The organism is Pseudomonas sp. ATCC PTA-122608, assembly GCF_001952855.1.
Lineage (GTDB): Bacteria > Pseudomonadota > Gammaproteobacteria > Pseudomonadales > Pseudomonadaceae > Aquipseudomonas.
The window spans coordinates 53,745-75,388 of sequence record NZ_LPNO01000001.1; the positions used below are offsets into that span (position 1 = coordinate 53,745).

A 21,644-nucleotide genomic window follows, 5' to 3' on the forward strand; every position below is an offset into this window, starting at 1 on the left:
ATGGCGCATCGGACCATGCCGTTGCGCGATTAAGCCTGCGTTACAACAAAAAATTCAAACCTACGCAAAACAGCAAGCCGGCGAACAGCCGCTTGAGCAAGCGCGGCGACAACCGATGCGCCAGGCGCGCGCCGAAACGGGCCGCCACCATGCTGGTCAGGGCAATGCCCAGCAGCGCCGGCAGATACACAAAGCCGAGACTATGCTCGGGCAGCAGCGGGTCATGCCAGCCCAGAATCATGAAACTTAATGCACTGGCCAGGGCGATCGGCAAGCCGCAGGCCGACGAAGTGGCCACCGCCTGCTGCATCGGCACGCTGCGCCAGGTCAGGAACGGCACGGTCAACGAACCACCACCGGTGCCGAAAATCGCCGACGACCAGCCGATCACGCCGCCGGCCAAGGTCAGGCCGAGCTTGCCCGGCACCTGGCGGCTGGCCTTGGGCTTGAGCTCCAGGGTCATCTGCAACGCGATCACCAGGGCGAACACACCGATGATCTTCTGCAAATGCGGCCCGGAAATCGCCTCGGCCGTCAGCGCGCCGAAGCCTGCACCCAGCAGAATGCCCACGGCCATCCACACAAAGATCGGCCAGCGCACGGCTCCCCGGCGGTGATGCTCGCGCACCGCGTTGACCGAGGTGAAGATAATAGACGCCAGGGACGTGCCGACAGCGAGGTGGGTCAACACCGAGGGATCGAAGCCCTGCAAGGTGAAACTGAACACCAGCACCGGCACGATAATGATCCCGCCGCCCACGCCAAACAGCCCGGCGAGCATGCCCGCACAGGAACCCAGCAGCAAATACAGCAGAAATTCCATGGGAGCCCCCGAAAACAGACCGGCATGTTAACGGATGCAAAGCACAGGGTTCTATGGGTAGAGTGGGCAAAACACAAAGGGATCGCCTTATGTGCCTGATTGTTTTTGCCTGGCGGCCGGGCCACGCCCAGCCGCTGATCGTCGCGGCCAACCGTGATGAGTTCTATGCCCGGCCCAGTCTGCCGTTGGCCCAGTGGCTGGATGCGCCCCATGTTTACGCCGGGCGCGATCAGGAAGCCGGCGGGACCTGGCTGGGGGTCGGGGCGGATGGGCGCTTTGCGGCGCTGACCAATATTCGTGACCCGCACCAGCCGCCGGCACGCAAGTCGCGGGGTGAGTTGGTGGCGCGGTTTCTCAGTGGTTCGCTGCTGATTGACGATTACTTGGCCGACGTTAGCGGCAGATCGATTGAATATGCCGGGTTTAACCTGTTGGTGGGGACGCGGGACGAATTGTGGCATTACAACGCCAGCGAATCAGCGCCGACGCGCCTGGAAGCAGGGGTTTATGGGTTATCCAATGCAGGGCTGGATACGCCGTGGCCGAAGTTGTTGAAGGCCAAGGCGGCGCTGACGCAAGTGCTGGAAGATCCTCAGCCCGAGGCCTTGCTGGGGATTTTGAGCGACCCGCAGACCGCGCCGTTTGCCGACTTGCCGGATACCGGCGTGGGGTTGGCGACAGAGAGTCTGTTGTCGAGCGTGTTTATTGCCAGCCCCAGTTACGGGACGCGGGCGAGTACGGCGTTGATTGTGAATGCCGACGGGACACGGCATATCGTGGAGCGCAGTTTTGGGCCCCATGGCGGCAGGCTGGGCGAGGTGGAACTCAAAATCTGAACGTCACGCAAATCAAATGTGGGAGCGGGCTTGCTCGCGAATACAGGGTGTCAGTCAATACATCCGGTGACTGATACACCGCCTTCGCGAGCAAGCCCGCTCCCACATTTCGATTGGGGACAGGCTCTGAAATCCGGCTAGAGGCTTTTTGCAGACGCCGGGTTGATCATCCGCGCCAACCCAAGGTTCTTCAGCGCCAATTGCAGCGAGCTGTGGATAACTTGCGGGTTGTCGATGGTCATCAACTCCGCCAGCAGTTCCTTGGCCCGGCTGAGGTTAATCTGGCGCAGCATCCATTTCACCTTCGGCAAGTTGGTGGCGTTCATCGACAGGCTGTCAAAGCCCATCGCCATCAACAGCACGGCCGCCGCCGGGTCACCGGCCATCTCGCCGCAGATACTCACTTGCTTGCCTTCGGCATGGGCATCGCGCACCACGTTCTGCAAGGCTTGCAGCACTGCCGGGTGCAGGTAGTCGTAAAGGTCGGCCACCCGTGGGTTGTTGCGGTCAACGGCCAGCAGGTATTGGGTAAGGTCGTTGGAACCCACCGACAGGAAGTCCACCTGCCGCGCCAGCTCTTTAGCCTGGTACACCGCCGCCGGAATCTCGATCATCACGCCAATCGGCGGCATCGGTACATCAGAACCTTCGTCGCGCACTTCGCCCCAGGCCCGGTGGATCAGGTGCAGCGCCTCTTCCAGCTCGTGGGTACCGGATATCATCGGGAGAAGAATGCGCAGGTTATTCAGGCCTTCGCTGGCCTTGAGCATGGCGCGGGTCTGGACGAGGAAGATTTCAGGATGGTCGAGGGTAACGCGAATACCGCGCCAGCCGAGGAAGGGGTTGTCTTCCTTGATGGGGAAATACGACAGTGACTTGTCGCCGCCAATGTCCAGGCTGCGCATGGTCACCGGTAACGGATGGAAGGCGGACAGTTGCTCGCGATAAATCGCCAGCTGCTCCTTCTCACTCGGAAAACGTTGGTTGATCATGAACGGCACTTCGGTGCGGTACAGCCCAACACCTTCAGCGCCGCGCTGTTGTGCGCGTGCCACGTCCGCCAGCAGGCCAGTGTTGACCAGCAGCGGTACACGGTGGCCGTCGAGGGTCACGCACGGCAGCTCCCGCAGGGCGTCGAGTCCCTGGGACAGCTGGCGTTCTTCTTCCACCACTTCGGCGTATTGCTTGCGCAGCACTTCGCTGGGGTTGGTGTAGACCTCGCCGTGGTAGCCGTCGACGATCATTTGGATGCCGTCGACCTTGGAATACGGCAGGTCCACCAGGCCCATCACCGTCGGAATGCCCATGGCCCGGGCCAGGATCGCGACGTGGGAGTTACCCGAACCCAATACCGAGACCAGGCCCACCAGTTTGCCTTCCGGCACTTCGCCGAGCATGGTGGCGGTCAGTTCTTCACTGATCAGGATAGTGTTGTCGGGGTACACCAGGGTGGTCGAGCGTTCTTCCTGCAGGTAGGCCAGCAGACGGCGACCGAGGTCTTTCACGTCCGAGGCGCGTTCGCGCAGGTAGGCGTCGTCCATCAATTCGAAACGGTTGACGTGATCGGTGACCACTTGGCGCAGCGCGCCCTGAGCCCACTGGCCGGTCTTGATCACGTCCTTGACTTCGCTGCCCAGGGACGCGTCGTCAAGCATCATCAGGTACACGTCGAACAGCGCCCGTTCTTCAGGCCGCAGCTGGGTGGCCAGCTTGGTCGACAGGGTGCGCATGTCATTGCGCACGCCTTCGAGGGCAGTCTTGAAGAGGATGATTTCAGCGTCGATGTCGGTGACGGTCTTGTCCGGCACCACGTCCAGGTCGGCCGGCGGCAGCATGACCACGGCGGTACCGACGGCTGCGCCCGGCGAACCCGGTACGCCGACGAACTTGGCTTCCTGGATACCCTTGCCCTGGCGCCCCAGGCCGCGAATCGAACCGGTGGCCTCGGCGTGGGCAATAACCCCGGCGAGCTGCGCGCTCATGGTCACGAGGAAGGCTTCTTCACCTTCGTCGAACTGGCGGCGTTCTTTCTGCTGGATGACCAACACGCCGACAACGCGACGGTGGTGAATGATCGGTGCACCGAGGAACGAGGCGTAGCGCTCTTCGCCGGTTTCGGCAAAGTAGCGATAACGCGGGTGATCGGCAGCGTTTTCAAGGTTCAGGGGTTCTTCACGCGTCCCCACCAGGCCCACCAGACCTTCATTGGGCGCCATGCTGACCTTGCCGATGGAGCGCTTGTTCAAGCCCTCGGTGGCCATCAGGACAAAACGGTTGGTCTCGGGGTCCAGCAGGTAAACCGAGCAGACCTGGCTGCCCATGGCTTCCTTGACGCGCAACACAATAATCCCCAACGCCGCCTTGAGATCCTTGGCGGAGTTAACTTCCTGGACGATCTTGCGCAGCGTATTGAGCATGGCTCGGGGTCGAACTCCGTCGTCAGTCGCGCGCTAAAAGGCGCGGGGCAAGCTCTTTAAGAGCGCGACGATAAACCTCGCGCTTGAATGTCACCACCTGGCCCAACGGATACCAATAACTGACCCAGCGCCAGCCATCGAACTCCGGTTTACCGGTCAAATCCATCCGCACCCGCTGCTCGTTGGAGATCAGGCGCAGGAGAAACCATTTCTGTTTCTGGCCGATGCACAGCGGTTGGCTGTGGGTACGCACCAGACGTTGCGGCAAACGATAGCGCAACCAGCCTCGGGTGCAGGCCAGAATTTGCACATCTTCACGTTCAAGGCCTACTTCTTCGTTCAACTCACGGTACAAGGCGTCTTCAGGGGTTTCGTCGGGGTTGATTCCGCCTTGAGGAAACTGCCAGGCATCTTGGTTGATACGGCGAGCCCATAGCACCTGTCCGGCATCATTCGTAAGAATAATCCCGACATTAGGACGGAAACCATCGGGGTCGATCACGGCAACAACCTCGCAAACGCATGTCACCGCATTGTTCCACAAAGATTGATACAGCGGCAACGAGGCTGCTTACCTTATGTGCACTCTTGTGAAAAGACCGTATTCTGGACGCCTTTTTACAGACATTTCAGCGAGTAACTGCAATGCGCCTGGCTTTATTCGACTTGGACAACACGCTTTTGGGGGGTGACAGCGATCACGCCTGGGGCGATTACCTCTGTGAACGCGGGATTCTCGACGCCGTGGCCTACAAGGCCCGCAACGATGAGTTCTACCAGGACTACCTGGCCGGCAAGCTGGATAACGCCGAGTACTTGAACTTCTGCCTGGAAATCCTCGGCCGCACCGAGATGGCCCAGCTGGATGAATGGCACCGTGACTACATGCGCGACTGCATCGAGCCGATCATGCTGCCCCAGGCGGTTGAATTGCTGGCCAAGCACCGGGCGGCGGGCGACAAGTTGGTGATCATCACCGCGACCAACCGTTTTGTGACCGCACCGATTGCCGAGCGGCTGGGGGTTGAAACCCTGATTGCGACGGAATGCGAGATGCAAGATGGCCGTTACACCGGGCGCAGTACGGATATCCCGTGCTTTCGCGAAGGTAAAGTGACGCGCTTGAATCGTTGGCTGGAAGAGACCGGGTACAGCCTGGAGGACAGTTACTTCTATAGCGATTCGATGAATGACCTGCCGTTGCTGGAGCAGGTGACGCATGCGGTGGCGGTGGATCCGGATCCGAATCTGCGGGCTGAGGCTCAGAAGCGTGGTTGGCCGGTGATTAGCCTGCGCGGCTGATAACGCTTTCGCGAGCAAGCCCGCTCCCACATTTGATCGAGTTCCACCTTTGGAATGCAGTCGAATGTGGGAGCGGGCTTGCTCGCGAATGAAGGCGACCCGGTTTCAAGCCTTAAACGGGTTTAGCACCCATCAACCCGGCAATCGCCACAAACCCCACCAAACTGACCACGGCCAGCGCCACGGTGAAGTTCACACTCCCCGCCCCGCCCAACCGCAGTCGATTAAGCCGCGCCACCAGCCAGAACCAGCTCAGCGCCGCCACGGTGTAGATCACGCTCGAACCCAGAATCCAGGTTTGCCCCAGCGGCCAGCCGATCAAGTGCGCCAGCCACCAGCCGGTGAACGGCATGCTCACCACGCAAATCCCCATCAACAACCACACAAACACCCACGGCCGCTGCACGGTATAGGCAGGCCCTGCGCTGCGTTTGCGCCAGGCCAGCACCGCCAGCGCGACGCCGCTGAGCAGCAGCAACACCGTGGCCGCGATGTGGATAACTTTAAGGGTGGTCAGCGTTTCCATGTTCTCGATTCCTTGAAGGCCGCTCAGTCAGCGTAGTCGCTCAACCGAGGAACAGTTGGTAGGCCGGGTTATCACTTTCATCCCAGTACGGGTAGCCAATGGCTTCCAGCGCCGCCGGCACCAGGTGGCGCTCGTCCGCCGGCACCTGCAGCCCCGCCACTACGCGCCCGTCAGCGGCGCCGTGGTTGCGATAGTGGAACATCGAGATGTTCCAGCGCCCGCCCAATTTGTTGAGGAAGTTGAACAACGCTCCCGGACGTTCCGGGAATTCGAAGCGGAACACCACCTCGTCGCTGACGTGCGCCGCATGGCCACCGACCATATGACGGATGTGCAGCTTGGCCAGTTCGTTTTCCGTCAGGTCCAGCACCGGGAAACCCTGGCTGGTAAGGCTGGCGATCAGCGCGCTGCGCGGGTCATTTTCCGGGTGGGTCTGCACGCCGACAAAAATGTGCGCTTCGCGGCCAGAGTGGTAGCGGTAGTTGAATTCGGTGATCTGGCGCTTGCCCACGGCCTCGCAGAAGGCCTTGAAGCTGCCCGGCTTCTCGGGGATGGTCACGGCGATGATGGCTTCGCGGCCTTCACCCAACTCGGCGCGCTCGGCCACATGGCGCAGGCGGTCGAAGTTGACGTTGGCCCCGGAATCGATGGCCACCAGGGTTTGCCCGGTGATGCCACGGGTCTCGACGTACTTCTTGATGCCCGCCACGCCCAGGGCGCCAGCCGGCTCCGTGATGGAGCGGGTGTCGTCGTAGATGTCCTTGATCGCCGCGCAGATTTCATCGGTGCTGACGGTGATCACTTCATCCACGTAGTCCTTGCAGATGTCGAAGGTGTGCTGGCCGATCTGCGCCACCGCCACGCCGTCGGCGAAGATGCCCACGGTCGGCAATACCACGCGCTCGCCCGCCGCCATGGCGGCTTGCAGGCAGTTGGAGTCGTCCGGCTCGACGCCGATGATCTTGATTTCAGGCCGCAGGTATTTCACGTACGCCGCGATCCCGGCGATCAGGCCACCACCGCCCACCGGGACGAAAATCGCGTCCAGCGGCCCCGGGTGCTGGCGCAGAATCTCCATCGCCACCGTGCCCTGCCCGGCAATGGTGTGCGGATCATCGTAGGGGTGAATGTAGACGTAGCCTTTTTCGTCGACCAGCTTCAGCGAATACGCCAGCGCTTCCGGGAAAGAATCCCCGTGCAGCACCACTTTGCCGCCACGGGAGCGCACGCCTTCGACCTTGATCTCGGGCGTGGTCTTGGGCATCACGATGGTGGCCTTGACCCCCAGCACCTTGGCCGCCAGGGCCAGGCCCTGGGCGTGGTTGCCCGCTGAAGCGGTGACCACACCGCGCGCACGTTCTTCGGCGCTCAGTTGGGTCAGCTTGTTGTAGGCACCGCGAATCTTGAACGAGAACACCGGCTGCAAGTCTTCGCGCTTGAGCCAGACCTTGTTACCCAGGCGCTCGGAGAGCTGGCGGGCGGTCTGCAGCGGGGTTTCTACGGCAACGTCGTAAACGCGCGAGGTGAGGATCTTTTTGACGTACTGTTCAAGCATCGGAAAGCATCACTGGGCGGGTTGGGCAGGGCCAAGGAGTCTAACCCAGCGTTTGGCCGGGCGACCACACGAAAACCGAGGTTTTGTTGGGTTATACTCGCGCCCCTCTTTACTCCCCGCCCGTTCCGGAGCCCGCATGACCCAGGATCAACTCAAACAGGCAGTGGCCCAGGCCGCCGTCGATTTAATCCTTCCTAAACTCGACGATAAAAGCATCGTCGGTGTCGGCACCGGCTCCACCGCCAACTGCTTTATCGATGCGCTGGCCCTGCACAAGGGCGCGTTCGACGGCGCGGTCGCCAGCTCCGAAGCCACCGCTGCGCGGCTCAAGGGCCACGGCATTCCGGTGTATGAGCTGAACACCGTCAGCGACCTGGAGTTCTATGTCGACGGCGCCGATGAAAGCGACGCACACCTGAACCTGATCAAGGGCGGCGGCGCAGCACTGACTCGCGAGAAGATCGTCGCGGCCGTGGCCAAGACCTTCATCTGCATCGCCGATGCCAGCAAACTGGTGCCGGTACTTGGCGCGTTCCCGCTGCCGGTTGAAGTGATCCCGATGGCCCGCAGCCACGTGGCCCGCGAGCTGGTGAAGCTGGGCGGCGACCCGGTGTACCGCGAAGGCGTGCTGACCGACAACGGCAACATCATCATCGACGTGTTCAACCTGCAGATCACCAACCCGGTGGAGCTGGAGCGCCAGATCAACGCCATCGTCGGCGTCGTCACCAACGGCCTGTTCGCGGCACGCCCGGCTGACGTATTGCTGCTGGGCACCCCGGAAGGCGTGAAAACCCTCAAAGCCTGAACCGCTCCTCCACTGTAGAAGCGGGCTTGCCCGCGAAAAACCAACAAGCGCCTCGCCCGCTCAGGACGACCCGCGTTACCGGTAACGTTTTTCGCGAGCAAGCGTGCTCCTGCAAGCAGCATTTGCGCTCACCCTCGGCCGAAACCGAGCACCCGCCACGGCATCTCTCGCCGCGCTTCGTATCAAATCTGTTACAAATTACAGCCAGGCGACTCGTGCGTTTAACAATGCGCCAATTCGCCGCCGCCCATGGAATGAGGCGCGCATTGTGCAAAAGGTCTCGGCTCCCGACTCCAATCACTTCAAGGAAGACCCTGTGATAAAGCCTCTAGCCCTCGCTGTCAGCGTTGCCAGTGCCCTGCTGTCCACCAGCGCCCAGTCATACGATTACGGCCAACACGCCAACACCACCCTGGAAACGCTGATCAACGACTATCCCGGTCGCTATCGCGGCACCGCCAATTTCGCCGGGGCCGCCGATTGGATGCAAAGCCAGATGGGCAGCGCCTACAGCATCAGCCGCCAGGATTTTTCCTGGACCGCCAGCGGCACCTCCCGCAGTTCGCAAAACGTGGTGGCCTACGCCGCCGGCACCCAGCCGCAATATGTGGTGATCGGCGCGCACTTCGACACCTACTTTGGTCGCCCTACCTTGCAAGGCCTCGATGACAACGGCTCCGGCGCCAGTGTGCTGACCGAGGTGGCAAAAAACCTGGGCGGGTTGCAGTTGGAGAACGGCCTGCAAATCGTCGGCTTTGGCGCAGAGGAAGAAGGCCTGCGCGGCTCGAAAGCCTTCGTCAACGCATTGAGCGCCAGCCAGAAGGCCAACATGCTGGCGATGATCAACCTCGACAGCCTGATCACCGGCGACATGATGTACGCCCACGCCGGCCAGAACAGCACGGCCAACCCGGCGCTGGCGTCGTTGCGCGAGCACACGTTCCAGATCGCCAGGGAGCTGAACATTCCGCTGTTCACCAACCCCGGCCTCGACCCGCAATACCCCAAGGGCACCGGCTGCTGCAGCGATGGCGAACCCTTCGAGCCGCTGAATATCCCGATCCTGTATATCGAAGCAACCAACTGGGAATTGGGCGACCTGGATGGTTATACCCAGACCAACAACCCGGCCATCCCCGGCGGATCGACCTGGCACGACCCTACCGAGGACAACAAGGAAGTGCTGACCAACGCCTTTGGCCAGGAACGTATTGACCAGCGCCTGCGGGACTATTCGCGGCTGCTCAGCCGGCTGGTATTGGAGTTGACCAATGCCGACTTGATGGCCTCCACCGCCTCGGGTGGCGCCGTTGCGCGCAATATGCAGGACAACCTGCAACGCCAGCATCAGTCGATGGTGCGCCTGCACGATCGCCGCTGGCTGACCCTGCAGTCGGCTAGCCGCGAGGTCGGCAGCTTCGATGGCGAAATCGGTGTAGACGGCGAATACAACCCCGACAGTGGTTTCGACGCCGCCCCCAACCCCGAGGCGCGGAGTCTCGGCCTGCATGCCCTGGGCGACTACCAGTTGAGTTCCAGCCTGAACCTCGGCGCCAGCCTCAGCTACCTCAATGGGCGCGACAAGCTTGAGCATCGCGGCAAACTGCAAAGCGACACTTGGCAGGCAGCCGCTTACGCACTGTTGAATGACGGCGGTCCGAGCTGGCTGGCCGGCGACTTGAGCGTGGGCCACAGTCGCTTTGACTCCCGGCGCAATTTGCTGATCCAGGCCAGCGGTGGGCCGGTATTGCTCAATCAGCACCTGACCGGGAAAACCGATGCGTTGGCATTGGGCGCGCGGGTGCTGGGTGGCTATGACTTCGACTTCGGCGCAATCAAGAGCGGGCCCTTTGCCGGGCTGGACTACACCCATTACCGCATCGATAAATTCCATGAAAAGCAGGACCTGCGTACCGCCCTTGAGTACGAAGAACAGTCGTTCGACTCACTTGAAGCCAGCCTCGGCTGGCGTGTGCGCGGTGCTGTCGCCTTGCCTTATGGCCTGAGCCTGATGCCTTACGCCGACATCGCCTGGGTCAAGGAACTGGCCGACGGCCGCCTGGACGACCTTGACCTGACCGCCCGCGCCGATGACCAGGCACGCACGGCCCGGCTGGGGTCAGTAGATAAAAGTTTCGGACGCGCCCAGGTCGGCAGCCAACTGGCAATCACTCCGCAGTTAGGCGTGTATGCCGAAGTGAACGGCCGATTGGGCCATGCCGAGGGTAGCCAGACCGGCTATTCGCTGGGCGTGCAGTGGATGTTCTGATCAGGGCTTCTTGAACACATAAAAGAGGTTCGGCTCACTGACCATGTACAACGTGCCGTCGTTGTCCATGGCAATCCCCTCGGCCTGAGGCACTCGCTGCTTCAGGCCATGGCGCCCCTTGAGCAGCGACAAACTGCTCAGGGGACGACCGTCGATATCCAGTTCCAGCACCAGGAATGACTCATCCGACAGCGCCAGCAAATGGCCGCTGCGCTCGTCGTATTGCAGGCTCGACAGGTCGCGCACAAACAACCCGGCATCGCGCTTGGGGTTATTGATTACGTGCACCGAGTAGGTTTTTTCCGGTTTGAAATGGGGAAAGCCGTGCACCTCGTAGATCAGCATCGGGTCCCGCTCCTTGGCCACAAACAGGCGCTTGCCCACCGAGTCATAGGCCAGGCCTTCGAAGCCTTTGTTGCCACCCAAGTGCACACCGAGGGTCATTTGCTCGGCGTCGGCGGCATCGAGGAATTGGGTGTCCTCATCCACATGGACCTTGATCAGCCGCTGCTGACGCTCGTCGCTGATGACGTAGGTGTTGTCGCTGATGTACTCCACCGCCTCGGCATCACCAAACCCCACCAGCGCAATGCGCCGCAGAATTTTGCCCTCCAGGGACAGCTCCACCAGTTCGGCATTCTTGTTGGTCACGGTAAACAGGCTGTCGCGCACCGGATCAAAGGTCAGGGCCGAGACATCATCGTTGAGGCCGTCGATCACCTGCGCTTCCAGGCTGACCCGGTAATCCCCCAGGCCAATCGAATGCTCACCAGCGGGATTGCGCCAGGACTGCCAGTTGAACCAGGCACGCTCGAACAGACGCAATTGCTGGGCAACCACACCGCAAGCCACCAGGGCGATCAGGATCAGGATGAAAAACGCAGGTTTGGGACGGGCAAGTCGACGCATCGGGGCGGGGCTCAAAGTGAAAACTGGCGAATGAATATCACGGTCGCCTGAATTTAAACTTAAACGCCCCGGGTGTCTGGCAGATGCCGCAAATAGCGAAAAATCTGACGTGATCGAACTACTGTGCCTGCTTCTCGAAGCGATAGAACAGGTTCGGCTCGCTGACCATGTACAGCGTGCCGTTCTCGTCCATGGTCACGCCTTCGGCACGGGGAATGGTGCTCTTCAAGCCATTGAAGCCACCGAGCAAGGTCATGAAGCTGACTTGCTCGCCCTTTTCGTCGAGTTCCAGCAGCAGATGGGAATCGGCTGACAGCGCCAGCAGATGGCCAGTACGCGGGTCGACGGTCAGTGCCGAGAGGTTGCGCATGTCCAGTTCAGTGCTGGCGAGCTTTTGCTTGTCACCGGTGAGGGTCTGGCTGCCGTCGCTTTTCCAGGTGAACAGGGCCGGCGGGCGCTCTTCGCCGAGAATCAGCTGTTGATTGCGTTTGTCCCAGGTGATCGCTTCGAAGGCTTTGTTCTGGTCCTTCGAGGGGCCGAGGTCATAGGACGGGAAGTCGGCTTTGTTCAACTGCTGGGTCTGCGGGTCAACCTTGATGATGGTCAGGCTGTGCTGACGCTCATCGACCACAGCCATCAGGCCGTTTTCCATCATGGTCACGCCTTCCGGGTTGTTCCAGCCGTTGAGCAGCATCTTGCGCAGCACGTCGCCTTGCAGGGTCAGCTCAACCAGGAACGGGTTCTTGCCCATGACCGAGAACAGGGTCTTGGTCAGCGGGTTATAGGCCAGGTCCGAGGCTTCGTCCTTCTCCATGCCGGGCAGCAGCTTGGCGTCGATCACCGCGTGGTAGTCCGGGAGCCAGACACTTTCCAGGCGCTCGGTCGGGGTTTCGAAGCCCTCTGCCACCCACAACACGCCGCGATCGTCCCAGTGCATGGCCCAGGCCACGCCATAGATGATCGCGCCGGCCAGGAACAGCCAGGAATACCAGCGCATGGCAAGGCGTGAACGCAGCGTGGGTTTTACAGAGGGGAGAGGCACGGCCATTACGCTTTCCAGAAAGTCAGCTTTAGGGGATAGCACAGGATCACAAGGTCCGCGCGCAGGAGGCTGAGGATTATCCGGATGGGGTGTGAAAAAAATGCAAAAACCCGATTTTGCAGCCATACACCGATCAAATGTGGGAGCGGGCTTGCTCGCGAATGCGCAGTGTCAGTCACTGAATCTGCCACTGATACACCGCTTTCGCGAGCAAGCCCGCTCCCACATTTTTATCCGCGTGTCGCCAGGTATTAGCGAACGCTGCTTTCGAACCGGCTCACACCCGGCAATTCCAGCACCAGCTCATCGCCCACGTTCAGCGGGCCCACGCCTGCCGGCGTACCGGTGAGGATCACATCCCCGGCCTGCAGCGAGAAGCAACCGGCCATGTACTGGATCATCGGGATGATCGGGTTGAGCATGATCGCGCTGTTGCCGTCCTGGCGCACTTCGCCATTGATGGTCAGGCGAATGCCGATGTCAGTCACGTCCGGGAAGGTACTGCCGACCACGAACGGTGCAATCACTGCCGCGCCATCAAACGACTTGGCGATTTCCCACGGCAGGCCCTTGGCTTTCAGCTCGGCCTGTTTGTCCCGCAGGGTCAGGTCCAGGGCCGGGGCGAAGCCGGAGATGGCGTCCAGCACTTCCTCGCGGCTCGGCTTTGTCGACAGCGGCTTGCCGATCAACACCGCGATTTCCGCTTCGTAGTGCACCGAACCGCGCTCGGTGGGAATGGCGAAACCGCCTTCCAGCGCCACCACGCAACTGCCTGGCTTGATAAACAGCAGCGGCTCGGTAGGTACCGGGTTATCCAGTTCCTTGGCGTGTTCGGCGTAGTTACGCCCGATGCACACCACTTTCCCTAGCGGAAAGTGAATATTGGTGCCGTCGACATACTTGTGCTGATAGCTCATGGACCGACTCCTTCAGGGACTGTTAAACAGCGAAAATCTTGCCCGGGTTCATGATCCCGTTCGGGTCAAACACCGCTTTCACTGCTTTCATGTATTCGATTTCAACCGGCGAGCGGCTGTAGGTCAGGTAGTCGCGCTTGGTCATGCCCACGCCGTGTTCGGCGGAGATCGAGCCGTTGTACTTCTGTACGGTCTCGAACACCCACTTGTTCACGGTGGCGCACTTGGCGAAGAACTCATCCTTGCTCAGGTTTTCCGGCTTGAGGATGTTCAAGTGCAGGTTGCCGTCGCCGATGTGGCCAAACCAGACGATTTCGAAGTCGGGGTAGTGTTCGCCGACGATCGCGTCGATTTCCTTCAGGAAGGCCGGCACTTTCGACACAGTCACCGAAATGTCATTCTTGTACGGCGTCCAGTGGGAGATGGTCTCGGAGATGTACTCGCGCAGCTTCCACAGGTTGTGCAGTTGGGTTTCGCTCTGGCTCATCACGCCGTCCAGCACCCAGCCCTGCTCCACGCAGTGTTCGAACGTGGCCAGGGCGTCGTTGGCCACTTCTTCGGTGGTCGCTTCAAATTCCAGCAGCGCGTAGAACGGGCAGTCGGACTCGAACGGCGCCGGCACGTCGCCGCGCGCGAGGACTTTGGCCAGGGCCTTGTCGGAGAAGAACTCGAAGGCGGTCAGGTCCAGCTTGCTCTGGAAGGCGTGCAACACCGGCATGATCGAGTCGAAATCGGTGGTGCCGAGCACCATCGCGGTGAGGTTTTTCGGCGCCCGGTCCAGGCGCATGGTCGCTTCGACCACAAAGCCCAGGGTGCCTTCCGCGCCGATGAACAGCTGGCGCATGTCGTAGCCGGTGGCGTTCTTGATCAGGTCTTTGTTCAGTTCCAGCAGGTCGCCCTTGCCGGTGACGACTTTCATGCCGGCGACCCAGTTACGGGTCATGCCGTAGCGAATGACCTTGATCCCGCCGGCATTGGTGCCGATGTTGCCGCCAATCTGGCTGGAACCGGACGAAGCGAAGTCCACCGGGTAGTACAGGCCTTTTTCTTCGGCGACGTTCTGCAACTGCTTGGTGACCACGCCCGGCTGGCACACGGCGGTGCGGTCGGTGAGGTTCACGTCGAGGATCTGGTTCATATAGTCGAACGACACGACCACTTCGCCATTGGCCGCCACCGCAGCAGCCGACAAGCCGGTACGGCCACCGGACGGCACCAGCGCCACCTTGTGTTCATTGGCCCAACGGACGATGGCCTGCACCTGTTCGGTGGTCTTCGGGAAGACGATGGCCACCGGTGCCGGGGCGAAATGCTTGGTCCAGTCCTTGCCGTAAGCCTCAAGGGAGTCAGCATCGGTCAGGACCTTGCCAGGCTCAACCAGGGTCTTCAGCTCATCAATCAGGGCAGGATGGGTCATCGACAGAACTCTCGAACAATTCATGGTCATCCTGAGAACGCTTCACGTCGCAGGAATGGGTGTTTAGCGGGGCACGTATGCTAGCATACCGCCCCCGCAGGATAGTGCCCAAGGGCGTTCTGCGGTGACGGCTTTCCTGCCGTCCGGGTCAGCTTACGCGATCCGATTCCCTGCCATTTTTCTCCGGGATACAGGTTTACGCAGATGAGCAAGACTTCTCTCGATAAGAGCAAGATCAAGTTCCTTCTTCTGGAAGGCGTCCACCCATCGGCCGTCGAAGTTCTGAAGGCTGCTGGGTACTCCAGCATTGAGTACATCACCAGTTCTCTGCCGGAAGCCCAGCTCAAGGAAAAGATCGCCGACGCGCACTTTATCGGCATTCGCTCCCGCACTCAGCTGACCGAAGAGATCTTCGATCACGCCAAGAAGCTTGTCGCTGTAGGTTGTTTCTGCATCGGCACCAACCAGGTCGACCTCAACGCAGCGCGCGAGCGCGGCATCGCGGTGTTCAACGCACCGTACTCCAACACCCGCTCCGTGGCTGAGCTGGTATTGGCCGAGGCCATCCTGCTGTTGCGCGGTATTCCTGAGAAGAACGCCTCCTGCCACCGTGGCGGCTGGATCAAGAGCGCAGCCAACTCCTTCGAAATCCGCGGCAAGAAGCTGGGTATCGTCGGTTACGGCTCGATCGGCACTCAACTGTCGGTTCTGGCCGAAGGCCTGGGCATGCAGGTGTTCTTCTACGACACCCTGACCAAGCTGCCATTGGGCAACGCCACTCAGGTGTCGAGCCTGACCGAGCTGCTGGGCATGTCCGACATCGTGACCCTGCACGTACCGGAAACCGCTGAGACCCAGTGGATGATCGGCGAGAAGGAAATCCGTGCCATCAAGAAGGGCGGGATCCTGATCAACGCGGCACGCGGCACTGTTGTTGAGCTGGACGCCCTGGCCGACGCGATCAAGGACAAGCACCTGATCGGCGCCGCCATCGACGTGTTCCCGGTAGAGCCGCGCTCTAACGACGACATCTTCGAAAGCCCGCTGCGCGGCCTGGACAACGTGATCCTGACCCCGCACATCGGCGGCTCCACCGCTGAAGCCCAAGCCAACATCGGCCTGGAAGTGTCGGAGAAACTGGTCAAGTACAGCGACAACGGTACGTCGGTGTCCTCGGTCAACTTCCCGGAAGTGGCCCTGCCGGCTCACCCTGGCAAGCACCGTCTGCTGCACATCCACCAGAACATCCCTGGCGTGATGATGGAGATCAACAAGGTCTTCGCGGAAAACGGTATCAACATTTCCGGTCAGTTCCTGCAGACCAACGAGAAGGTCGGCTACGTGGTTATCGACGTAGACGCCGAATACTCGGACCTGGCGCAAGAGAAGCTGCAACACATCAAAGGCACTATCCGTAGCCGCGTGTTGTTTTAATCCTGTAGGAGCGGGCTTGCCCGCGAAAAACGTTAACGAAACGCGTGCATTCTGGATACACGCAGCGCCCTCGGGTTTTTCGCGAGCAAGCTCGCTCCTACAAATAAAAAACGGGAGCCCCGCAAGGGGCTCCCGTTTTTTATTTCACGTTAACCGTGATGACTTTTGACGCTACAGTCGGGTTGAACTGCATATGCAGTTTGTCGCCGGCGACCAGTTGCAGCGTGTGCTTGCCTGGGGTGAGGGTCAGCTCGGTTTCGGTCTGGGCCTTGCCGTAGTGGATCACGGTGTCGGTGGCCGGGATTGGCACGCTGGCGTCAGGCAATGCTTTCTGGTCGATCAGCAGGTGATGGTGGCCTGTGCCCGGGTCCTGGCTGGTGGCCGGGGCCAGTTTCAGGCCTTCCATGCCGAATTTCACGGTGAAGGTTTTATCGACAGTGGCGCCGTCTTTGGGCGACACGATGAACACTTTGGCACCTTCTGGTGGAGCGCTGCGCGGGATGCCATCAGCAGCAGTCGCCAACATCGAAGCACCCAGCAGCAGGCTGGCCAGGGTTGCACGGGTCAAAAAGGCTTTCATTCACTTCTCCAGTTTTTCGGTGAAATCTGTAGGGTTATGACAACTTCGCGACAAATTGCTGTCCAAGGCACTCAACACCATAGCAAAGCGAGCCGGAACAGCGCCTCGCTCATTCGAATTCTTTAGGAGAGACCATGCGCTTCCTGCCTGGCCTGTTACTTTTACTTCCCCTTGTGAGCCCCTTGGCCCATGCCGAACTGATCGACGATGTGTTTGACCGTGGGGAATTGCGCATCGCCCTGGAAGCCAACACCCCGCCCTTCAACTTCAAGGAAGGCGACAAACTCACCGGCTTTGAAGTGGAACTGGGTGAGTTACTGGCCAAGGAAATGGACGTACGCCCCTCCTTTATCACCGTCGATGCCGCCGAGTTGCTGGCGGGCGTGGAAAGCGCCAAGTACGACGTGGCCATCAACCATATCGCTATGACTCCTGAACTGGCGGATCGTTTCGACTTCAGCGAGCCCTACAGCTACTCCAGTGCACAGCTGATCGTGCGCAAGCAGGAACAACGTCCACTGGGCAGTTTCGCGGCGCTCAAGGGCAAAGCGCTGGGCGTGGCCCAGGGCAGCCAGTTTGTGGAGCAGGCGCGCACCGCCGAGGGCGTTGATTTGCGCAGCTATGCCGATGCCAAGCAGCCGATCAAGGACGTCGCTGACCAACAGATTGATGCCGCCATCAGTGACCGGTTGCTGATTCCCTACGCGATTCGCGACAGCCAGTTGCCGGTGAAGGAAGGCGCAGACGTCGGCCCTACGCTGAGCCTGGCGATTCCGTTCCAGAAGGGTAACCCGGCGTTCAAGGCCAGCCTGGACAAGGCCCTGCAGCGAGTAAAGGCCGATGGCCGGCTGACGGCGTTGTCGGAGAAGTGGTTCGGAATGGATGCGAGCAAGCCGGTCAAAAAGGCCGAATAAACGACTCGGTCAATGTGGGAGCGGGCTTGCTCGCGAATGCGGTGGGTCAGCTTGAGCATCGGGTGACTGACACTGCGCTTTCGCGAGCAAGCCCGCTCCCACATGTTGATCTATGTCGGGCTGGAGAGTTTTGCCAGGGCCTCTGCCGCTTCGGGCAGTTCCAGCTCACTGAACACCAACACCCCATGGCGCTTGAGCAATGCCGCCGTCACGCCTTCGCCCGTGACCTTCACACCGGTGAAGGTGCCGTCATAGGTCAGCAGATTGCCGCAAGACGGGCTGTTGGCCTTGAGCACGGCGACCCGGATGTTGTGACGCTGCACCAAGGCCAACGCCTGGCGGGCACCCTCGAGGAAAGCTTCGCTGAAGTCTTCGCCCTGGGCCGTCAGCACCTGGGCGCGGCCTTCCCACACGTCAATCCCCTGCCCGCCCGGGATCTCGGCTGACGGCCGTGGCGTCGGCAAACCTCCCGCAACCTCGGGGCACACGGCAACCACCCGGCCTCCCGCCTGCCATGCGGCGAGTTGGTCGAAAGGCCCGCTGGCCCCTCCGTCGTAGCGTACCCGGTGCCCCAGCAGGCAGCGGCTGACCAGAATCTTTTGCATCATCAGAACGGCTCGTTACCCCGCCGGCGAAACCAGCCGGTAAGGGACAGGCGTTCGCGGGTGGCGGGCATGACTTCATGGGGGATCTCCCCCGACAGGAACACCACCAGGCAACCGCCGATGGGCACCACATCGTATTCGACGTCGCCCTTGAGGTACATGCGCAACTGGCCACCATGCTCCGGCAGCCAGGCGTTGTTCAAGTAGATCACCGCCGACACCATGCGCCGGTCGTCATCGCGAAAGCGGTCGACATGCTTGAGGTAAAACGCCCCCGGCGGGTACATCGCGAAGTGGCTTTCGAAGTCTTCCAGGCCCAGGAACAGGCCCCGGTTCATCGCCACCCGCAGGCTGTCCATCAGCTCGAGGTAGGTGTCGCAGGCAACCACTTCACCCGGTTCCAGCCACTGGATATGGTCCCCCCGAATGCCCTCGCGAATCTCCTGGGACGGCCCGCGCCCGACGGCTGCCGGCGCCAATTCACCCTCGGCGGCGCGTTTATGGCACTCAGCCGCCAGTTCGAGGGTCAGAGCCTCGGGCAGGAAGATATTCTGCTGCGACCAGCCTTGTGCGGCCAGGTCATCGACAATGCGTAACAGCAGCGGGTGATCGGAGGGTATGGGCATGGCGCGCATAGTATCCATACGCCTGTGAATCCGACAGAGCCGCCGAGCGTCTGAATACACTTTAGTCAGGTGACCGATAGGATTTCTCGACAAATCCTACGCCCGACACGGACAATAGTGGCCGACTGACAGGAGTCCCTATGCGTCGTTTGTTTTTTTCCTTGCTGATGCTCTGCGTTTTGCCCGCCTGGGCAGACAGCCATGACCAGTTGTACAAGGTCGCCGGCTGGGCAGACCAGCGCGCGCATTTTAATGACGCCCTCAGTGCCGCCCAGCAACGCTACCGCAACAGCTTGCCGCCGGCGGTGTATCAAGCGCTGGTGGACAACAGCAATAAACGCTTTGCGCCCCAGTCGGTAGACCAGCGCGCCGAAGCACAGCTACGCAAGAACCTGGCGGACCCGAAGCCGGCGCTGGCCTTCTTCCAATCGCCCCTTGGCCGCAAGATCGTCGCCGCCGAGTTGCTGGCCACGCGCCGGGATCAACTGGCGAAGAATGCCCAGGGCTTGCCGCATATGGAGGCCGACGCCACCCGCAGCCTGATCATCGGCCACCTGGCCCAGGCGCTGCCTGCGCGGGAAGCCGGGGCTGAAGTCAGCCTGGCGATTGCCGGTGTGGCGGCCGACAGCTTGAGCCAGATGATCCCCGGCCTGTTGGGCGGCGGTCAGGCGCAAGGCATGTTGAACGGCCAGCGTGAGCGCTTGATGCAGCAGATTGGCAATGATTTGAACAACACGTTGCTGTACGTCTACCGGGATCTGTCTGACCCGGAGCTGGAGGAGTTCGCGACGTTCGCGGAGTCGCCGGATGGCAAGGCGTACTACAAGGCGGCACTGGCGGCGATCCGGGCCGGCCTGGCGGTGGGGCAGAGCACTTCAAGCCTGGCGCAGTAACCCTGTGGGAGCGGGCTTGCTCGCGAAGACGGTGTGCCAGTCACTGGTTATGCTAACTGATCTACCGCCTTCGCGAGCAAGCCCGCTCCCACATTTGGATTGCGTTATTTCAGGTGGTCGGTGAGAAACCTGAAGTATTGCTGTCGAATCTCCGGAATCTCATTCGCCAAATGATGCCTGCCACGCGCCAGCATCAAAATCTCCGGCTGGTCGAACTTGCTGCGCAGCACCTTCAGGTTGTGCTGCCAGTCCACCGTCATGTCCTCCTCGCCCTGCACGATCACCGGCCGCCGCGTACTGCGTGGCGCTGCTTCAATGCGTTTGATCCAGCGCGCCAAGGCACCCACCCACGCGGTCGGCAGTTGCCGGGGTTGCAACGGGTCGGCCTCCAGGAACGGCTTGAACTGCGGGTCGTTGGTGTTATCGCTGAAACGCCGGGCGATGCCTTTGACGAACGGCCTGAGCAGGTAATAACTGAGCTGCGACCAACCCCACGCGCGAGGGCGCACCAGCGGTGACAGCAGAAAGGTCTTGCCCTGGGCCGGGCTGTCGACGCCATGGTTAAGCAGGTGATCCACCACAATCGCGCCGCCGGTGCTTTGCCCGAACAGGTGCCACGGCTGCGGCAATTGCAACGCCCTGGCCTGTTCAAACAGCGCCTGCACCACGTCCTGGTACACCGCAAAGTCATCGATACTGGCCCGCTCGCCGCTGGACAAACCATGGCCCGGCAAGTCGCAGGCGATCACCACAAAGCCTTGGTCCAGCGCCCAATCCACGGCATTGCGGTACAACCCCATGTGGTCGTAGAAGCCATGGAACAGGAACATCGTCGCCACCGGAACAGGCGGCCACCACACCTGGCAGACCACCTCGAACCCATCCACCGCAACCCGCCCCAGGCGGCTCACTGCGGGCACTGTGCGGGCGGGCAGGTCCAGGCCGTAGAAGCGCTGGTAGACCCGGGCCTCGGCAGAAAGCGGCTGCGCGTCCACCAGGGGCCGCAAGCTTTCGCGTAGATGATCAGGGTCAAACGTAACGGGCATAAGAACTTCCAGACTGTGGCTTCAACGCATTGAACAGATGAATATCGAGCCGCGATATTCATCTGTCAGGGCAAGCATGGCAAGCTACGCGTCCTCCGAGGATCGATCCAAATGCGACAGCCCTACCGCACCACCCTCTTCGCCAGCCTGATCGTGATCATTTGCGCCGGGGTGTTATGGGCGGCGTATGACTGGTTTCAGGGACGTTACCTGCGGGCGTTCAGTGAGCATACGGCGGTGTTTTCCGGTGACAGCCTGAGCCTGCCGGCCGAGCTTGCCGGCCCGGGCCCGATCCGCCTGGTGCACTTCTGGGACCCGGCCTGCCCGTGCAATGTCGGCAACCAACAGCACCTCAGCGAGCTGATCGAGCAGTACGCGCCCCAAGGCGTAGAGTTCTATTCCCTGCAGAAAGCCGGCAGCCACGGCCAGCTGCCCGCGACCCTCGGCGCGATGAAGGCCCTCAAAGCCGTGCCAGGCGCCCAACACCTGCCTGCCAGCCCCGCCGTAGGCATCTGGGACCGCAGCGGCAAGCTGGCCTACTTCGGGCCCTACAGCGAAGGGCTGACGTGTAACTCCAGCAACAGCTTTATCGAGCCCATCCTGCAAGCCCTCGGAGTCGGGCGCGAGGTCAATGCGACCCACACCCTGGCGGTAGGCTGTTACTGCGAGTGGAACGCGGCCGCCCCTCCACCCTGAGGCGACGCGCCAAGCTGAACAGACGCTGT

Annotated in this window: 21 protein-coding genes; 8 read left to right on the forward strand and 13 right to left on the reverse strand. The window is 61.1% G+C overall.

The genetic code is table 11. The features are described from left to right. Positions 1-40: 40 nt before the first annotated feature. Positions 41-823: a sulfite exporter TauE/SafE family protein gene (locus AU074_RS00275; protein ID WP_076013028.1), complete on the reverse strand. Its 783-nt coding sequence runs from the start codon at positions 821-823 to the stop codon at positions 41-43. An 89-nt stretch (positions 824-912) separates the two neighbouring features. Here AU074_RS00275 and AU074_RS00280 point away from each other — a divergent pair, with 89 nt between their 5' ends. Further along, a complete protein-coding gene (locus AU074_RS00280; RefSeq protein ID WP_076013029.1) occupies positions 913-1,659 on the forward strand; it encodes an NRDE family protein in 747 nt (248 codons plus the stop codon). A gap of 137 nt (positions 1,660-1,796) precedes the next feature. Here AU074_RS00280 and ptsP read toward each other — a convergent pair whose 3' ends face one another. Both ptsP and AU074_RS00290 read right to left on the reverse strand, forming a co-directional pair. Further along, positions 1,797-4,076, reverse strand: a complete 2,280-nt coding sequence (ptsP, locus tag AU074_RS00285; RefSeq protein WP_076013030.1) for a phosphoenolpyruvate--protein phosphotransferase — start codon at positions 4,074-4,076, stop codon at positions 1,797-1,799. 22 nt (positions 4,077-4,098) lie between these two features. Beyond that, on the reverse strand, positions 4,099-4,578 hold the full coding sequence (locus tag AU074_RS00290; RefSeq protein WP_003176750.1) for an RNA pyrophosphohydrolase: 480 nt from the start codon (positions 4,576-4,578) through the stop codon (positions 4,099-4,101). A gap of 143 nt (positions 4,579-4,721) precedes the next feature. Here AU074_RS00290 and AU074_RS00295 point away from each other — a divergent pair, with 143 nt between their 5' ends. Continuing rightward, entirely contained in the window at positions 4,722-5,378 is a 657-nt protein-coding gene (locus AU074_RS00295; RefSeq protein ID WP_076013031.1) for an HAD family phosphatase, read from the forward strand. Between the two features lie 112 nt (positions 5,379-5,490). On the opposite strand, the gene AU074_RS00300 is transcribed toward AU074_RS00295, so the two are convergent. Both AU074_RS00300 and ilvA read right to left on the reverse strand, forming a co-directional pair. Then, on the reverse strand, positions 5,491-5,904 hold the full coding sequence (locus tag AU074_RS00300; RefSeq protein ID WP_076013032.1) for a DUF2269 family protein: 414 nt from the start codon (positions 5,902-5,904) through the stop codon (positions 5,491-5,493). 40 nt (positions 5,905-5,944) lie between these two features. After that, a complete protein-coding gene (gene ilvA, locus AU074_RS00305) occupies positions 5,945-7,459 on the reverse strand; it encodes a threonine ammonia-lyase, biosynthetic (RefSeq protein WP_003213834.1) in 1,515 nt (504 codons plus the stop codon). A gap of 136 nt (positions 7,460-7,595) precedes the next feature. Between ilvA and rpiA the strand changes: the two genes are divergently transcribed. Together rpiA and AU074_RS00315 are read left to right on the forward strand one after the other, a co-directional pair. After that, a complete protein-coding gene (gene rpiA / locus AU074_RS00310; protein ID WP_076013033.1) occupies positions 7,596-8,267 on the forward strand; it encodes a ribose-5-phosphate isomerase RpiA in 672 nt (223 codons plus the stop codon). Positions 8,268-8,583: 316 nt separating this feature from the next. Further along, positions 8,584-10,536, forward strand: coding sequence for an autotransporter domain-containing protein (locus AU074_RS00315; RefSeq protein WP_076013351.1), 1,953 nt, complete (start codon positions 8,584-8,586; stop codon positions 10,534-10,536). On the opposite strand, the gene AU074_RS00320 is transcribed toward AU074_RS00315, so the two are convergent. The 4 genes from AU074_RS00320 to AU074_RS00335 form a co-directional block, all read right to left on the reverse strand. Then, positions 10,537-11,445: an SdiA-regulated domain-containing protein gene (locus AU074_RS00320; protein WP_076013034.1), complete on the reverse strand. Its 909-nt coding sequence runs from the start codon at positions 11,443-11,445 to the stop codon at positions 10,537-10,539. It lies immediately after the preceding gene. Positions 11,446-11,563: 118 nt separating this feature from the next. Further along, entirely contained in the window at positions 11,564-12,493 is a 930-nt protein-coding gene (locus AU074_RS00325) for an SdiA-regulated domain-containing protein (RefSeq protein WP_076013035.1), read from the reverse strand. A 245-nt stretch (positions 12,494-12,738) separates the two neighbouring features. After that, positions 12,739-13,404: a fumarylacetoacetate hydrolase family protein gene (locus AU074_RS00330; protein WP_010167806.1), complete on the reverse strand. Its 666-nt coding sequence runs from the start codon at positions 13,402-13,404 to the stop codon at positions 12,739-12,741. 22 nt (positions 13,405-13,426) lie between these two features. Further along, positions 13,427-14,821, reverse strand: a complete 1,395-nt coding sequence (locus AU074_RS00335; protein WP_076013036.1) for an FAD-binding oxidoreductase — start codon at positions 14,819-14,821, stop codon at positions 13,427-13,429. Between the two features lie 204 nt (positions 14,822-15,025). Here AU074_RS00335 and serA point away from each other — a divergent pair, with 204 nt between their 5' ends. Further along, positions 15,026-16,255: a phosphoglycerate dehydrogenase gene (gene serA, locus AU074_RS00345; RefSeq protein ID WP_076013037.1), complete on the forward strand. Its 1,230-nt coding sequence runs from the start codon at positions 15,026-15,028 to the stop codon at positions 16,253-16,255. Positions 16,256-16,394: 139 nt separating this feature from the next. Here the strand turns inward: serA and AU074_RS00350 are convergent, their stop codons facing one another. Further along, entirely contained in the window at positions 16,395-16,835 is a 441-nt protein-coding gene (locus AU074_RS00350; RefSeq protein ID WP_063026439.1) for a DUF4399 domain-containing protein, read from the reverse strand. Positions 16,836-16,969: 134 nt separating this feature from the next. On the opposite strand from AU074_RS00350, the gene AU074_RS00355 reads away from it, so the two are divergent. After that, positions 16,970-17,749, forward strand: a complete 780-nt coding sequence (locus AU074_RS00355; RefSeq protein ID WP_076013038.1) for a transporter substrate-binding domain-containing protein — start codon at positions 16,970-16,972, stop codon at positions 17,747-17,749. 110 nt (positions 17,750-17,859) lie between these two features. Here the strand turns inward: AU074_RS00355 and AU074_RS00360 are convergent, their stop codons facing one another. Together AU074_RS00360 and AU074_RS00365 are read right to left on the reverse strand one after the other, a co-directional pair. Next, positions 17,860-18,354: a DUF523 domain-containing protein gene (locus AU074_RS00360; RefSeq protein ID WP_076013352.1), complete on the reverse strand. Its 495-nt coding sequence runs from the start codon at positions 18,352-18,354 to the stop codon at positions 17,860-17,862. Between the two features lie 2 nt (positions 18,355-18,356). Further along, the gene (locus AU074_RS00365; RefSeq protein ID WP_076013039.1) at positions 18,357-18,989 is read right to left on the reverse strand and encodes a 2OG-Fe(II) oxygenase; all 633 of its coding nucleotides are present in this window, start codon (positions 18,987-18,989) and stop codon (positions 18,357-18,359) included. 131 nt (positions 18,990-19,120) lie between these two features. Between AU074_RS00365 and AU074_RS00370 the strand changes: the two genes are divergently transcribed. Continuing rightward, positions 19,121-19,873, forward strand: a complete 753-nt coding sequence (locus AU074_RS00370) for a DUF2059 domain-containing protein (RefSeq protein ID WP_076013040.1) — start codon at positions 19,121-19,123, stop codon at positions 19,871-19,873. Positions 19,874-19,977: 104 nt separating this feature from the next. Here the strand turns inward: AU074_RS00370 and AU074_RS00375 are convergent, their stop codons facing one another. Then, positions 19,978-20,919, reverse strand: coding sequence for an alpha/beta hydrolase (locus AU074_RS00375; protein ID WP_076013041.1), 942 nt, complete (start codon positions 20,917-20,919; stop codon positions 19,978-19,980). A gap of 111 nt (positions 20,920-21,030) precedes the next feature. Here AU074_RS00375 and AU074_RS00380 point away from each other — a divergent pair, with 111 nt between their 5' ends. Beyond that, complete coding sequence (locus AU074_RS00380; protein WP_076013042.1) at positions 21,031-21,615, forward strand: DUF6436 domain-containing protein; 585 nt, start codon at positions 21,031-21,033, stop codon at positions 21,613-21,615. The last annotated feature ends 29 nt before the right edge of the window (positions 21,616-21,644 follow it).